At 75.3% G+C, this 15,661-nt stretch carries 8 protein-coding genes and 2 pseudogenes; 6 read left to right on the forward strand and 4 right to left on the reverse strand.

Annotation, left to right across the window (positions count from 1 at the left end):
- Positions 1 to 80: 80 nt before the first annotated feature.
- The gene (locus ACFU74_RS13720) at positions 81 to 752 is read right to left on the reverse strand and encodes a TetR/AcrR family transcriptional regulator (RefSeq protein ID WP_380755978.1); all 672 of its coding nucleotides are present in this window, start codon (positions 750 to 752) and stop codon (positions 81 to 83) included.
- 134 nt (positions 753 to 886) lie between these two features.
- On the opposite strand from ACFU74_RS13720, the gene ACFU74_RS13725 reads away from it, so the two are divergent.
- The 4 genes from ACFU74_RS13725 to ACFU74_RS13740 all read left to right on the forward strand — a co-directional run bounded on the left by ACFU74_RS13725 (position 887) and on the right by ACFU74_RS13740 (position 7,342).
- A complete protein-coding gene (locus tag ACFU74_RS13725; protein WP_380755980.1) occupies positions 887 to 2,575 on the forward strand; it encodes a carboxyl transferase domain-containing protein in 1,689 nt (562 codons plus the stop codon).
- 114 nt (positions 2,576 to 2,689) lie between these two features.
- Positions 2,690 to 4,996, forward strand: a complete 2,307-nt coding sequence (locus tag ACFU74_RS13730; RefSeq protein WP_380755982.1) for an acetyl/propionyl/methylcrotonyl-CoA carboxylase subunit alpha — start codon at positions 2,690 to 2,692, stop codon at positions 4,994 to 4,996.
- A complete protein-coding gene (locus ACFU74_RS13735; protein WP_380755984.1) occupies positions 4,993 to 6,012 on the forward strand; it encodes a hydroxymethylglutaryl-CoA lyase in 1,020 nt (339 codons plus the stop codon). The genes ACFU74_RS13730 and ACFU74_RS13735 overlap by 4 nt, the downstream gene beginning before the upstream one ends.
- Before the next feature lie 139 nt (positions 6,013 to 6,151).
- Positions 6,152 to 7,342, forward strand: a complete 1,191-nt coding sequence (locus ACFU74_RS13740) for an acyl-CoA dehydrogenase family protein (RefSeq protein WP_380755986.1) — start codon at positions 6,152 to 6,154, stop codon at positions 7,340 to 7,342.
- Between the two features lie 109 nt (positions 7,343 to 7,451).
- On the opposite strand, the gene ACFU74_RS13745 is transcribed toward ACFU74_RS13740, so the two are convergent.
- The 3 genes and pseudogenes from ACFU74_RS13745 to ACFU74_RS13755 all read right to left on the reverse strand — a co-directional run.
- Positions 7,452 to 8,222: a hypothetical protein gene (locus ACFU74_RS13745; protein ID WP_380755988.1), complete on the reverse strand. Its 771-nt coding sequence runs from the start codon at positions 8,220 to 8,222 to the stop codon at positions 7,452 to 7,454.
- Positions 8,223 to 8,244: 22 nt separating this feature from the next.
- Positions 8,245 to 10,101 carry a hypothetical protein gene (locus ACFU74_RS13750; protein ID WP_380755990.1) on the reverse strand — a complete coding sequence of 619 codons (1,857 nt, stop codon included), beginning with the start codon at positions 10,099 to 10,101 and terminating at the stop codon, positions 8,245 to 8,247.
- A gap of 135 nt (positions 10,102 to 10,236) precedes the next feature.
- Positions 10,237 to 10,674 (reverse strand): annotated as a pseudogene (locus ACFU74_RS13755) (universal stress protein); the annotation flags it as partial.
- A gap of 784 nt (positions 10,675 to 11,458) precedes the next feature.
- Here ACFU74_RS13755 and ACFU74_RS13760 point away from each other — a divergent pair.
- Positions 11,459 to 12,304, forward strand: coding sequence for an HAD family hydrolase (locus ACFU74_RS13760; RefSeq protein ID WP_380755992.1), 846 nt, complete (start codon positions 11,459 to 11,461; stop codon positions 12,302 to 12,304).
- A gap of 1,624 nt (positions 12,305 to 13,928) precedes the next feature.
- Positions 13,929 to 15,116 (forward strand): annotated as a pseudogene (locus tag ACFU74_RS13765) (helix-turn-helix domain-containing protein); the annotation flags it as partial.
- Between the last annotated feature and the right edge of the window lie 545 nt (positions 15,117 to 15,661).

Below are 15,661 nucleotides of genomic sequence, written 5' to 3' on the forward strand. Positions count from 1 at the left end.
GCACCGACCCGGAGCCCGCGCGGCGCCGGTCGCTCCCACCGGCACCCGGACGGCGCAACCGGCCCGGACGGGATCCCGAATCAGGTCCGCGCGCCGGCACCGGTGCGGGCGGACTGGGCGGCGACGGTGTCGGCCGCCGCCGAGAAGGCCCCGTGGGCCAGGTCGTGCAGCAGCGCGGCCATGGCGTCACGGGCGAGCCCGGCCCGCTCGTCGCCCTGGGCGGGGTTCGGTCCGTGGCTGTGCGGGGTGGAGTTGATCAGGCCGAAGACGGCGTGCACGGACGCCCGGGCGACCGGCTCGGCGGACGGGGCCGCGAGCGGCGGGTAGGCCTGGCGGACCACGTCGACCCAGAGTTCCACGTAGGCGCGCTGGAGTCGGCGGACGGTCCGGCGGTCCTCCTCGCGGAGGTTGAGCAGTTCCCGGTCGTGCAGGGTGATCAGGTCCCGGTCGTCCAGCGCGAAGTCGACGTGGCCGCCGATCAGCGCGTCCAGCGCGGCGGCCGGCCCCTCGTTGCCGCCCGCCCGGCGGCGCCCCTCCTCCAGCAGGCGCTCGCTGATGCCGACGAGGAGGTCGGCGAGCATGGCGTCCTTGCCGGCGAAGTGCCGGTAGAGGCCGGGGCCGCTGATCCCGACGGCCTTGCCGATCTCGTCCACGCCGACACCCAGGAAGCCCCGGGCCGCGAACAACCGGGCGGCCTCCTTGCGGATCTGGTCGCGGCGCGGGAGCCCGGAGGCGGCTGGGACATTCGGCATGCGGTCCATCGTAGACAGTGGGGTTATCGGTCGTTAACCTGGGCGGCGGAAGTTAACGTTCATTAACGTGTGGGGGTCGCGGGCTCAGCAGCCCCGTCGACCCACCTGCCGCCGAGGGCAAGGGAGCTCTTGGGATGGTCATCTCCACCGCCGGCGCACCCACCGGCATCAACGGCAGCGCGGCGGCCGGCACCCCGGGCGCCGCCGCGCCGGCGCCCCGGCTCGGCACCGCGGTCGACCCCGGTTCCGAGGCGTACCGGGCGAACGCCGCCGCCCATCGGGCCCTGGTCGGCGAACTGCGCGAGAAGCTCGGCACGGCCGCACTCGGCGGCGGCGCCAAGGCCCGCGCCCGCCACACCGCGCGCGGCAAGCTGCTCCCCCGCGACCGGGTGGACACCCTGCTCGATCCGGCCTCCCCCTTCCTCGAACTGGCCCCGCTGGCGGCCGACGGGATGTACGACGGCGCCGCCCCGGCCGCCGGGGTGATCGCCGGCATCGGCCGGGTCGCCGGACGCGAGGTGGTCGTGGTCGCCAACGACGCCACCGTCAAGGGCGGCACCTACTACCCGATGACGGTGAAGAAGCACCTGCGCGCCCAGGAGGTCGCGCTGGAGAACCGGCTGCCCTGCGTCTACCTGGTCGACTCCGGTGGCGCCTTCCTCCCGATGCAGGACGAGGTCTTCCCGGACCGCGACCACTTCGGCCGGATCTTCTACAACCAGGCACGCCTCTCGGCCGCGGGCATCCCGCAGATCGCCGCCGTGCTCGGCTCCTGCACGGCCGGCGGCGCCTACGTCCCGGCGATGAGCGACCAGGCCGTCATCGTCCGCAACCAGGGCACCATCTTCCTCGGCGGGCCCCCGTTGGTGAAGGCGGCGACCGGCGAAGTCGTGACGGCCGAGGAGCTCGGCGGCGGCGACCTGCACTCACGGACCTCCGGCGTCACGGACCACCTGGCCGAGGACGACGCCCACGCCCTGTCCGTCGTCCGCACCATCGTCGCCGGACTCGGCCCGCGCCCGGCCCGTCCGTGGCCGCTCACCCCGGCCGAGGCGCCGGCCGTCGACCCGGCCGGCCTGTACGGGGCCGTACCGGTCGACCCGCGCACGCCCTACGACGTGCGCGAGGTGATCGCCCGGCTGGTCGACGGCAGCCGGTTCGCCGAGTTCAAGGCCGAGTACGGCGCGACCCTGGTGACCGGGTTCGCCCGGATCCACGGCCACCCGGTCGGCATCGTCGCCAACAACGGCGTGCTGTTCGCCGAGTCCGCCCTCAAGGGCGCCCACTTCATCGAGTTGTGCGACCAGCGGGGCATCCCCCTCCTCTTCCTGCAGAACATCACCGGGTTCATGGTCGGCCGCCAGTACGAGGCGGGCGGCATCGCCAAGCACGGCGCCAAGATGGTCAACGCCGTCGCCTGCACCCGCGTCCCGAAGCTGACGGTGGTGATCGGCGGCTCGTACGGAGCCGGCAACTACTCGATGTGCGGCCGGGCCTACTCACCCCGCTTCCTGTGGATGTGGCCGAACGCCAAGATCTCCGTGATGGGCGGCGAGCAGGCCGCGTCGGTGCTGGCCACCGTCCGCCGCGACCAGTTGGAGGCGCACGGCGAACAGTGGCCCGCCGAGGCGGAGGAGGAGTTCAAGCGCCCCGTGCGCGAGCAGTACGAGCGCCAGGGCAACGCCTACTACGCCACCGCCCGGCTCTGGGACGACGGTGTGATCGACCCGATGGACACCCGCACCGTGCTCGGCCTGGCGCTCACCGCCTGCGCCAATGCCCCGCTCCCGGCGCCCGGACCGTTCGGCGTCTTCCGCATGTAGCGCCCCTCCCGCGGGCGGCGGCCCACCCGCTCCGCCGCCTCCCCGGTGCCCGGCACCCACCCGGGGCCACCACCTCCTTCGTACGGCTCCCCTCGACCCGGAGGAACGCCTCCCATGTTCGACACAGTTCTGGTCGCCAACCGCGGCGAGATCGCCGTCCGGGTGATCCGCACCCTGCGGCGGCTCGGCGTGCGCTCGGTCGCCGTGTTCAGCGACGCCGACGCCGACGCGCCGCACGTCCGCGAGGCCGACGTCGCGGTCCGGCTCGGCCCGGCCGACCGCAGCGACAGCTCCGCCGCCGAGACCTACCTGCGGACCGACCAGATCCTCGCCGCCGCCCGCCGCACCGGCGCCCAGGCCGTCCACCCCGGCTACGGCTTCCTCGCCGAGAACGCCTCCTTCGCCCGCGCCTGCGCCGACGCCGGCCTCGTCTTCATCGGACCTCCTCCCGCCGCGGTCGAACTGATGGGTGACAAGATCAACGCCAAGGAGGCCGTACGGGCCGCCGGCGTTCCGGTCGTTCCGGGCAGCCGGGCCACCGCGCCCACCGACGAGGAACTCGTCGAGGCCGCCGAGGAGATCGGCTACCCCGTGCTGCTCAAGCCGTCCGCCGGCGGCGGCGGCAAGGGCATGCGCCTGGTCCGCGACCCGGCCGACCTGCCGACCGAGATCGCCGCGGCCCGACGCGTCGCCCGCACCGCCTTCGGCGACGACACCCTGCTGCTGGAGCGCTGGATCGACCGGCCGCGCCACATCGAGGTCCAGGTGCTGGCCGACGCCCACGGCACCACCGTCCACCTCGGCGAACGCGAGTGCAGCCTGCAGCGCCGCCACCAGAAGCTGATCGAAGAGGCTCCCTCCGTTCTGCTCAACGCCGCGACCCGTGCGGCGATGGGCGCCGCGGCCGTCCGCGCCGCCGAGTCCTGCGGCTACACCGGCGCCGGCACCGTGGAGTTCATCGTCCCCGGCATCGGCCCGGACTCCCCCGACACCGACGAGGGCGTGCGGGACTTCTTCTTCATGGAGATGAACACCCGTCTCCAGGTGGAACACCCCGTCACCGAACTCGCCGTCGCGGTGGCCGCACCCCGCCCACGGGGCTCGGCCACCGGCGCCCCGGCCGACGCCGACCGGCCCCGGCGGCTCGACCTGGTCGAGTGGCAGCTGCGGATCGCCGCCGACGAGCCCCTCTCCTTCGCGCAGTCCGACATCTCCTTCCAGGGCCACGCCATCGAGGCCCGAATCTGCGCCGAGGACCCGGAACGCGACTTCCTGCCCACCGGCGGACGCATCCTGCTCCTCGACGAGCCGCAGGGCGAAGGCATCCGGGTGGACTCCGGAGTCGCCCCCGGGACCGTGATCACCAGCTCCTACGACCCCATGCTCGCCAAGGTCATCGCCTACGGACCCGACCGGCCGACCGCGCTGCGACGCCTGCGCGCCGCACTGGCCGACACCCGGATCCTCGGCGTCACCACCAACACCGGCTTCCTGCGGCGGCTCCTCGCCCACCCCGAGGTCGCCGCCGGCCGGCTCGACACCGGCCTGGTCGAGCAGACGGCGCAGCAGCAGCCCGGGCTGCTCGCCTCGCCGTACTCCCCGGTCGCCGGGACCACGCCGACCGCAACGGCCTCCGACCCCCTGCCGCCGGAGCCGCCGGCTCCCGCCCACCTCCTCTACTACGCGGCCGCCCTCGCACGGCACCTGGACCTCACCCCGGCCGCCGACACCGACGGCTGGACCGACCCGTTCTCCCTTCCCTCCGGCTGGCGCCTGGGCGGCGACCCGGCCTGGACCACCCACCGACTCCGTACCCCCGGCCAGGACCCGGTGTCGGTGCGCATCCGTTCGATCACTGCGGGCAACGTAACGGACACCACTGACAATCCGGCCGGCCCCGCCCTCGACGTCGAGATCCGGCTCGCCGACGGACCGGTCCACCGGGCCCGGGCCGGCCGCTCCGGCGACCGGCTCCACCTGACCGTCGACGGCCTGCGCACGAGCTTCGCCCTCGCCGCCGACGGCCCCGCCGCGCCCGCCGCCGGCCCGGTGACCTGGCTCGGTGTCGACGGCGACGCCTGGCCGGTGCACACCCACGACGCGGTCGGCGAGAGCGCCGCCGCCGGCGCCGCCCACCACGGCGCCCTGACCGCGCCGATGCCGGGCACCGTCACGGTCGTGAAGACCACGGCCGGGGAGGCGGTCCGCAAGGGCCAGCCCCTGCTCGTCCTGGAGGCCATGAAGATGGAACACGTGATCGCCGCCCCGCACGACGGCACGGTGAGCGAGCTGCGGGCCGCCGCCGGCGCCACCGTGGCGATGGAGGAACTGCTGGTCGTGGTGACGCCCGCCGAGGCCGACGAGGCCGCCCCGGCCAACCCGGCCACCCCGGCCGAGGCGCCCGCGGCGGTGCGGTCGTGACCGCCGCCGGGCCGGGGGGCGCCGGCCCCGCCCGGGAACCGGACGCCCTCGACCTGGGTCTGCCGGACCCGGTCCGCTCCCCCGGCCTGCCCGGGGAGGTGCGGATCCACGAGGTCGGCCCGCGCGACGGCCTGCAGAACGAGGGCGCGCTCGTCCCCGTCGAGGTCAAGGCCGAGTTCATCGCCCGGCTCGCGGCGGCCGGCCTGCGCACCGTCGAGGCCACCAGCTTCGTTCACCCGAAATGGGTACCGCAGCTGGCCGACGCAGAGGAGCTGATGCCCCGGCTCGCCGGCCTGCCGGACCGCCACCCGGGCCTGCGGCTGCCGGTGCTGGTGCCCAACGAGCGCGGCCTGGACCGCGCGCTGGCCCACCACGCCGGCGACGTCGCGGTGTTCGCCAGCGCCACCGAGACCTTCGCCCGCCGCAACCTCAACCGCTCGGCGGACGAGGCCATGGCGATGTTCCGCCCCGTGGTGGCGCGGGCCGCGGCGGCCGGGATCCCGGTCCGCGGCTACCTGTCGATGTGCTTCGGAGACCCCTGGGAGGGCCCGGTCCCGGTCGCCCAGGTGGTCCGCTTCGGGGTGGAGCTGCTGGAGATGGGCTGCGCCGAGCTGAGCCTCGGCGACACCGTCGGAGTGGCCACCCCCGGCCAGGTCACCGCCCTGCTCGACGGGTTCGCCGCGGCGGGGGTGCCGGCCGGTCGGCTCGCCGTGCACTTCCACGACACCTACGGCCAGGCGCTCAGCAACACCCTGGCGGCGCTGCGCTCCGGAGTCACCACCGTGGACGCCTCGGCCGGCGGACTGGGCGGCTGCCCCTACGCCAAGAGCGCCACCGGCAACCTGGCCACCGAGGACCTGGTGTGGATGCTGCACGGGCTCGGCATCCGGACCGGCGTCGACCTGCGCGCCCTGGTCGCCACCAGCGGCTGGATGGCACGCCGGCTCGGCCGCCCGAGCCCCTCCCGCACGGTCCAGGCCCTGCTCGGCGGCGCCCCCGCCGGGTCGCCGGACTGACCCGCTCCGACCGTCCCGCGCGCGCCGACCGGCTCCCGCGCGTCCGCCCGCCCACCACTCCGCCCGCCCGTCACACCAGCACGGCGGCGGTCGTCCCGAACCACGCCCGCGCCCACCGGCGGGGCCCAGGAGGATCACCATGCTCGACCACCGGTTGAACCCCGAGCACGAGGAACTGCGGCGCACCGTGGCCGAATTCGCCCAGGACGTGGTCGCGCCGAAGATCGGCGAGTACTACGAGCAGGGCGAGTTCCCCTACGAGATCGTGCGGGAGATGGGGCGGATGGGCCTGTTCGGCCTGCCGTTCCCGGAGGAGTACGGCGGCATGGGCGGCGACTACTTCGCGCTCGGCCTGGCGCTGGAGGAGCTGGCCCGGGTCGACTCCTCGGTCGCGATCACCCTGGAGGCGGCGGTCTCGCTCGGCGCGATGCCCGTCTACCGCTTCGGCACCGAGGAGCAGAAGCGCGAGTGGCTGCCCCGGCTGACCTCGGGCGAACTGCTCGGCGCGTTCGGCCTGACCGAGCCCGAGGGCGGCTCGGACGCCGGGGCGACCCGCACCACCGCGCGGTACGACGAGGCCACCGACGAGTGGGTGATCAACGGCACCAAGTGCTTCATCACCAACTCCGGCACCGACATCACGGGTCTGGTCACCGTCACCGCGCTCACGGAACCGATCGCTCGTTCGAGTGAAGAGGGCGAATTCTCCTCGCCACGGCGGGAAATCTCCTCCATCATCGTGCCCACCGGGACCCCCGGGTTCCAGGTGTCGAAGAAGTACTCGAAGGTCGGATGGAACGCATCCGACACCCGTGAACTGTCCTTTACCGACTGCCGCGTCCCCGCGGCCAACCTGCTGGGCGAGCGAGGTCGCGGCTACGCCCAGTTCCTGCGGATCCTCGACGAGGGCCGCATCGCGATCGCCGCCCTGGCCACCGGCCTGGCCCAGGGCTGCGTCGACCAGTCCGTCTCGTACGCCGGTACGCGCCGCGCCTTCGGCCGGCCGATCGGCGCCAACCAGGCCATCCAGTTCAAGCTCGCCGACATGGAGATGCGCGCCCACACCGCCCGCCTCGCCTGGCGGGACGCCGCGTCCCGGCTGCTGCACTCGGAACCGTTCAAGAAGGAGGCCGCGATCGCCAAGCTGTACTCGTCGGAGGCCGCCGTCGACAACGCCCGCGAGGCGACCCAGATCCACGGCGGGTACGGCTTCATGAACGAATTCCCGGTCGCCCGCTTCTGGCGGGACTGCAAGATCCTGGAAATCGGTGAGGGCACCTCGGAGGTCCAGCGGATGCTCATCGCGCGAGAGCTCGGCGTCATCTCCTGAGGCCACTGCAGGCCCCGCCTGCCCGCCCCACCCAGTCCGCCCAACACGCCCTGTCCGTCGGTCCGCCCGGGCCGGCGGACGGGACCGGGCCATCACGAGGAGGAAGGAGTCACCCGAGGCCGCCCGAGTCGATCTGGTCGTAGCGGGTCAGCGCGAGTTCGAACGCCGTCGGCTCCACCCTGACGGCGCCGTCGAACGGGCCGCTGAGCTGGAACACCAGACTGACCGCGAACGCCACCGAGGCACCCACGAACCCCATCAGCACCAGGTTGCGGCCCGTCGCGGTCAGCCCGACCACCGGCGGCGTCGCCAGTACGAACACCGCCCCCACCACCAGACCTCCCAGCACCAGCGTCGGCACCTGCGCGCGAATATCGGCCAGCCGGGCGTTCCGCCGCGCGTAGACGTCCGTCAGACTCCTCAACACATCTGCCTTGGCGGCGAGTTCGGCCGCGTTCTGACTCCGCACCGCGTCCACGGAAGTCCGGATCCGGTCGGCCGCCGCCCAGGCCTGGGCGCTGCCGTGCCCACGGCCCATCTGCTCCCACTCGTCCGTGATCACCTGGTGGGTGTAGTCGCGTACGTGCTGCTGCACCACCGGACGGTCCGGGACGGGCAGCAGCCTCGCGGACCAGTACACCTCGGTGAGAGCCCGGGACTCCTCGTAGGTGTGCTGGCGGGCGGTGTTGAGCTGCTGCCACGAACCGGCGATGGCGAAGCCGGTGAAGAGGGCGAAGAAGCCGAGCACCGCCGCGCCCGCGAAGCCGATCGCGGACGGGTTGGTCGCGCCCTCGCGGGAACCGCGGGACCGGCCGACCAGCGCACCGATGGACAGGGCGAGCGCTGCGCCGGCCAGCGCCGCCACGACATTGACCCACATCTACCGACCACTCCCCCGACGTTCACTCGCCACCGCCACCACCGCCACCAGGCCCCTCTCTCCGACGCTGCCGCACCGACAGGGCGGCGGCCAACACGACAAGGACGGGAAGCACGATCGCCAACAGCATCATCAGCACCTCGTCGGTGCCCCAGTCGTCGTCCCAGTCGAACGGTGTGTCGTCCGGGCTCTGAGCGGCACCGGCCTCGCTGCCCCCGGGGTTCGGACTTCCGGGCTGGCCCGGCTGCTCCGGCCCCGTGGGGCCGGAGCCGGAGCCGGAACCAGGGCCGGAACCGGTGGCGGCACCCGCACCGCCCGCCGCGCCACCTGCGGCGGCTCCCTGAGCCGCCGCACCGGCTCCGGCCGCGCCCGCTCCGGCGGCCCCGGCGGCGCCTCCGGCCGCTGCTGCCGCTCCGGTGCCTGCCGCGGCAGCGGCGGCAGCAGCAGCGGCGGCAGCAGCGGCGGCAGCAGCGGCAGCTGCTCCGGCGGCTCCCACCGCCTGAAACGGGCTCGCGGGCAGCCCGAAAATGGTGGTGCCCGGGCGGAAGGGCACCGCGGACCCTGCCGCAGCGGCGGCAGCGGCGGCTGCTGTTGCGGCTGCCGCTGCGGCTGCGGCTGCCGCCGCGGCAGCTGTGCCCGGTGCAAGGGCGGCCTGCCCGGCGGTGGCTGCACCGGGGGGCGCGGCTGCGGCGGCGCCGGGGGCCGCCGGGTTGGGCGGTGGCGCGTTGGCACCGGCCGCACCTGCCACGCCGGCAGCGGCTGCGGCGGCCGCACCCGGGGCGGCGCCCGGTGGCGCACCGGCGGGGTTGGCCGCTCCTCCGGCCGCCCCGGCCGGAGCCCCTGCGGCGGGGGCAGGGGCAGGGCCCTCGCCCTCGTAGTCGCCGGGGGCCTCGGCGGCGACCGGCCGGGGTGCCAGCGGGCGGCCGTCCTGGCCGACCGCGCCGTCGACCGCCAGGCCCTCGGCTCTCGCCGCGGCGGTGTGCCGACCGGGCACGGCCTCCCCGGAGGCGGTGCAGTCCAGCGGGCGGCCGAGCTCCAGCAGTCCGCCGGCGGACTGTCCCGTGCAACTGACCGGGCCCACCCCGGGGAGGTGGTCCACCACACTGACCGCACTGATCGGCGAATCCCCGACGGCGTCCACCCGGTACCGCAGCCGGACATCGCCGCCGACCACCATCGGCAGCGCCCGACGACCGGACGATGCCGCCGGCCCGCCGAGGAGAGGAGCACCACCGGTAGCTACTTGACCAGCAACCGGGTTCCGGCGCGCGGTCCGGGCGGCACGGGCCACCACACCCGAGCCCGTCGGGACGCCGACCCGGGTCAGGGTGATCCCGGCGACCAGCCCCTGGTAGCCGGCCGCCGCGGTCGCCACGGCCTTCGGCATGCCCTTGGGAGCCGTGGCCTCGACGCCGACCTCGGTCCGCTGCCGTCCGCTCCGGGCCGGCAGGGTGGCCTGGCACTCGACCACTCCCAACGGCGGCAGCACGAAGGGCTGCCGACTCCCACAGACCAGCGCCGCCCCGGAGACCTGGGAGTCCATGACGGTCGTGACGGTGAGCGGGTACTCGGCCTGGTTCGTCAACCGGTAGACGCGGAGCAGCTGTTCGTCGGCGCGGACCCGGACGTCGACACCGGTCGCGCCGTTGGTGCGGACTTCCAGCCGGACCGCTCCCCTGGCCTCGCCGCCCGCCGGGTGGACCGCCGGCGCCCGGGGGACGTCGGCCAGTCCGGCCGGGGCGGGGGCGAGGAGAAGTGCGGGAAGGAGGGTGAGAAGGAGGGCCGGGAGGGCGGTGGCGCGACGGGACGGACGGCTCGGGCAACGACGTGGGGAACGGCGCGGGGAACGACTCGGCGGCGAGGCTGGCCCAACGATCACCGTGCCATTCTTCGCCGCGCCCGCACGGCGGAGCGGGGTGGCACCGCGCGCCGTCGGCGTGGATGACACGGACGGCCCACACCGCCCCGAGCACGCGCGCCACCACCCGGGGCGGCGCGGGCACCGGACCGGACGTCAGGGGATCACGATCACCGGACGGTTGGCGCGGCGGGCGAGGCGGCCGGAGACCGAACCGAACATCTTGCCGAGCAGGCCGTGCGTCGTGCCGACGACGATCGCGTCGGCGGCGAACTCGCGACCGACCTCCTCGATCTCGTGGCAGATGTCGCCGCCCCGCTCGACCAGGATCCAGGGCACCCCGGCGAGGAAGTCCGCGCAGGCGAGCTCCAGGCCGAGTACCTCCGTCCGGTGGTCGGGGAGGTCGACGAAGACCGGCGGTTCGCAGCCGGCCCAGACGGTGGCGGGCAGGCGGTTGGCCACGTGCACGATCACCAGGCCGCACTGGGAGCGGCGGGCCATGCCGACCGCGTAGGCGAGGGCGCGCTCACTGGACAGCGAGCCGTCGAAGCCCACCACCACGCCGTGCTGGAAGGCCGGGTCGCAGGGCTTGGCGCACGCCTCGCGGACCGCCGGCTCGCCGGTCGCACCGGGCGGGCCGGAGGTGCTCGGGCGCTCGGCGCCCGGTCCCGGCCGGCCGGTCACCGGGGGCTCCGCGGCGTCGGACCGCCGGTCGGACCGTCGATCGTCCCGCCGGTCGTCCCGGCGTCGGCGGGAGCCTGCGCCCGGGCGGCCCCGGCGTGCGAGGTAGCGAAGGGGGCGGGTGAAGCCACCGCCCCGGGCGTCCTCGCCCGGTTCCACCGGTCGGGAGGGCTCAGAACCAGCCATGGCACAAGGCTCTTCGAAGGAGGTGGGCCGACAGGAGAGGACAACGCTGCCCGGGCGGCAGGCCCGCACACGGGAAGACGTCGGTCTGCGCCGAGCACCACCGTTTGTGACCTGTTCCTTTCAGAGTACGACGGGCCGGACACGCAGCCCAGCCGCGCGTCCTCGGGGGCGGCGCTCTTCCCGCGAACGAGGGATGCGCGCGCCGGCGGCGGTGCGCCCTCGCTCGGGCGCGAGGCGCCCCTCCGGCGAAGGAGGTTCCCTGGAGCTTGACTGAGCGGACCGGGCGGCGCAACAGGCTTCAGGGACACCGTGACCGGACTGTCATGGATCGATGACGATCCGTTGCGGCCGGTCACCGGGCAGTGAAAGGCGGTGAAAGGAGGGGTGAACCGGGCCGCGGGCGGCTGGTGTGGCAGGGGTCCGGCGCCCGTTTCAGCCAAGGGGCACCGGTTCGGGACGCCGTCTGGCATTTGCCAGGTGCATAGGCGCGGCCCCTGGCACCATGCTCGACATGCCCCTGCTCCTGCTCGACCTCGACAACACGCTGCTCCCCAGGGACGCCGCATTCCGGGCCTGGGCTCAGGATTTTCTGACCGAACGGGCGCTGCCGCCCGGCGACGTCGACTGGCTCGTCACCATCGACGGCGGCGGCTACGTACCGCGCAGCACCGTACTGTCCGCCGCCCGCCGCCGCTACGGCCTGGACGAGTCGCTCGACCGGCTGCTCACCCACTACCGGCACGGCATCAACTCCTACATCCACTGCCCGGCCCGCAACATCGACGCGCTGCGCGCGGCGCGCGCGGCCGGGTGGACGCTCGGCATCGTCAGCAACGGCAGCACCGGTCCCCAGTTGGAGAAGATCCGGCGCACCGGCCTCGGGCCGATGGTCGACGGCTGGGTGATCTCCGAGGAGGCCGACTGCGTCAAGCCGGACCCGCTGATCTTCGAGATCGCGGCGCAGCGCTGCGGCATCGCCCCGACCGGGGACTGGGCCACGCAGACCTGGATGATCGGCGACCACGCTCCCGCCGACATCGCCGGCGCCGCGCTGACGGGGCTGCGGAGCGTCTGGCTGCACCACGGCCGGCCGTGGGCCGAGCCCGCCTACCGGCCGACGCTCAAGGCGGCCGGTCTGCCGGAGGCCGTCGGGCAGGTGCTGGCCGACCGCGGTGCCCCGGCGTCCCGTCCTGAGGCGCTCGCCGGAATCGTCGGCGGCGTCGCGGTCTCGTGCGCGGCGGGTGTGTCGGGAGCGGGCGGCCCGGTTGCTCCGCGGGCCCGTGAGCGCGGGCGCGCCGGCGTCCGGGCGGCGGTCGGCCCGATGGTGGTCGGCGGGCCGGGCGCGAGCGTGGCGTAGTCCGCACCGGAGGCGGAGCGGCGCGTGGCAGCGCGGAGCAGCGCGCGCGACGGCGCGCCGCTCCGGCCGCCCGCCCCCTGACGATCGGCGCGCGCTTTCAGTCGTGCACACCGCGGGCAGTGCTCCATTCGCTTCAGGGACCGGACAGGCTGTCTCAAATCGGCCCGACGGGTTTGCCGAGGACACCGCCGTCCGCTCCGCACCGCCCGGCCCGGGCGAGAGCAAGGGCGAGGGCAAGGGCGAGGGCAAGGTGTCCGCGATCCGCGCCCGCCCACCCGTCGGACGGCTGCGGCGGGACCCTCCATCAGGCCGAGCGGCTCACCCACCGTCAGCGGATCGGCGCCACAGGCCGGTCGGAGCGCGGCCGCCGGCCTGCGGATCGAATCGGGGCCGTTCGCCGTGCAACCCTCCGGGCGCGATCGGCGTCGTCAGTTCCGGTGCCGCCACCGCCGGTTAGTGCACCGCGAGGGCGTCACGGCGTGACGGGCCGCCGTCCGGGTCGGCCCGGCCGGCGGCCCGCAAAGTCGCCATTGGCCTGTTCGAGCCGGCCGGGGATCTCCGTCGGCGAACGCCCGCATGACCCCTCGACCGCCGTTCCGCGGCTCCGGCACTGGCCGGATGAAGCCTGGGAGGCGCACGGCGAGCAGCCGTGCGCCCCTCTTGTGCACCGCCTATTTTCGGTCAATCTCATGCGGCTCCCCCGCCCTTGGACATATCCGCAGCCCAGGCGCACCGGCCGGGCGCGTCGGAGCCGGACGCCCCAGGACCCGTCCCGCGACAACCAGCCACCGTTGCACCGACCCTCTTCCCAGAAGGGTCGACGGGTGCCACGCTTCGTGATCGAATGCATCACGCCAAATTGCCATGTCGACATAGCGTCGGATGGTGAACTTGTCACAACGGCAACGGTCCACCCGATAGATTCGATCTTGGCCAGCAGTGCCGCACCACCACACCACACCACCGAGGGGGCTTGAGCGCCTTGAGCAGGGTGAGCAGGAGCGACGCGGGTCCTGACAGCGGCCAGGCCGCGACCGGCATCGCGGGTCGTTCCGCGAGAAGCACCGTCTCCCAGGCCTCCACCGCCAACACCCGTCACTCCGGCACCGCCTCGTACCCCTCCTACTCCCCTGCGGCCCCGTCCGCCCCGGGAGGCCCTTCCGTCCCGGGCGGCCCGGCCGGTTCCGGTGCCCCGGCGGCCGCGGGTGCCCCATCCTTCCCGGCCACCCCGGAGCACGGCGGACGCCCCGTCAGCCGACCGTCCGTCAGCCATCCGGGCGGGTACGGCGGCGGCCCGGACGGCCGCCCCGGGGCGTCGGTTACCGGCCATTCCGGCGGGTACCCCGGTGGCCACAGCGGGCCGGAGAGCGGCTTCACGGCCTTCCCCGCCGCCCCGTCCGGCACGTCCTTCGCCCCGGCGTCCCCCGGCGGCGGCTTCGGCCCGGCCCTCCCCGGCCTGTCCGGCCCCTCGGCCGCCGGCGGACTCCCCGCCGGACCGCTCGGCCTCGGCGCCGCAGGACACGGCGGCGGCCACGGCCCGTCGATGCACGGCCCCGGCGGCCCGGGCGGCCCCGGTGGCCACGGCGGATCCGCCGCCGGCCTCAACGGCTCCTCGGCACCCGCGATGGCCGCAGCCCCCCGCAAGCTCTCCGGCCGCCGCCGCCGGGAGACCGTCGCCGTACTGATCTTCGGCGGCGCGCCGATCTTCGAGAGCTCGATCCCGCTCTCGGTCTTCGGCGTCGACCGGCAGGACGCCGGGGTGCCGCGCTACCGCCTGCTGGTCTGCGCCGGCGAGGAGGGCCCGCTCGCCACCACCGGCGGCCTCACCCTCTCCGCCCCGTACGGGCTGGAGGCGCTGGCCCGGGCCGGCACCATCGTCGTCCCGGCCTGGCGCTCGATCTCGCAGCCGCCGCCGGTCGAGGCGATCACCGCGCTGCGCAAGGCGCACCACGAGGGCGCGCGGATCATCGGCCTGTGCACCGGTGCCTTCGTCCTCGCCGCCGCCGGCCTGCTGGACGGCCGCCCCGCGACCACGCACTGGATGTACGCGCCGACCCTGGCCAAGCGCTACCCGCGGGTGCACGTCGACCCGCGCGAGCTGTTCGTCGACGACGGCGACGTTCTCACCTCGGCCGGCACCGCCGCCGGGATCGACCTCTGCCTGCACGTGGTCCGCAGCGACCACGGCGCCGAGGCGGCCAACGCGCTCGCCCGCCGGCTGGTGGTGCCGAGCCGGCGCAGCGGCGGCGGGCAGGCCCAGTACATCGATCAGTCTTTACCTGAGGAGATCGGCAACGACCCGCTCGCCGAGGTCGTGACCTGGGCCCTGGAGAACCTCAACCAGCAGTTCGACGTCGAGGTGCTGGCGGCCCGCGCCTACATGAGCCGGCGGACCTTCGACCGGCGGTTCCGCACGCTAACCGGCAGCGCCCCGCTGCAGTGGCTGATCACCCAGCGGGTGCTCCAGGCGCAGCGGCTGCTGGAGACCTCGGAGCTGTCGGTGGACGACGTCGCGCGCCGCTGCGGCTTCCGGTCGCCGGTGGCGCTGCGCGGGCACTTCCGCCGCCAGCTCGGGGTCTCGCCGGCCGCGTACCGGACGAGCTACCGGGCCCGGCGGCCCGGAGCGGCCGCCCCGGTGCAGTCCTCCCCGGGGGGCGGCGACCTGCGGACGGCCGGGGCGGTTCCGTCGCCGGCCGCGGTCGGCCCGATGGGCGGGTCCGCCCCGGGCCAGCACGGCGGGCACGGGCCGGCCGGTGCCACCGGGTACCCGGGCGGGCCTGGCACCGCGCACCCCGGCCAGCACGGGCAGCCCTCCGGGCCGGGCGTCCACGCGCGGGCCGGGCAGCCGTACCCGCACCAGGCGGCCGGGCACCAGGCGCACCCCGGGCAGCCGGGGTCGGGCCGCGGTCCGGCGCGTCCGCCGCTGGTTCCGGCGCAGCCGGGGCCGGGCGCGGGCCGTCCGCCCAGGACGGCCGAGCACGCCGCCGCCGAGGACGGGGTCCCGCAGCCGGGCGCACGCGGCCAGGGCCAGGGGCACCGGAGCGCGACCGACCGGTCGCAGGACGGGTCGGCGGAGGCCCGGGCCCGGCAGGCCCGGGCGGGCCAGCTCCGTCCGCCGGGCGTCCGCGCCACCGCGGCGGAGGCCCGGGAGCCCCGGGAGGTGCGGCCCGGCCGGGACGCCCGCCCGGCGCACCCCGCCGGCCACCCCGGCCGTGAGGTTCGGGAGGCCCGGGAGGTGCGCGACGCCCGGGAGACCGACGGCCACCCCCAGGACCAGCACGGCTCCGAGGGCCGCGCCCCGGCGCCGCGCTCGGCTCCATCGGTGCCCGCGGCGCGGGATCGCGCCGTAGGGTGAGT

The sequence above is a fragment of the Kitasatospora sp. NPDC057500 genome (assembly GCF_042802195.1).
GTDB lineage: Bacteria > Actinomycetota > Actinomycetes > Streptomycetales > Streptomycetaceae > Kitasatospora.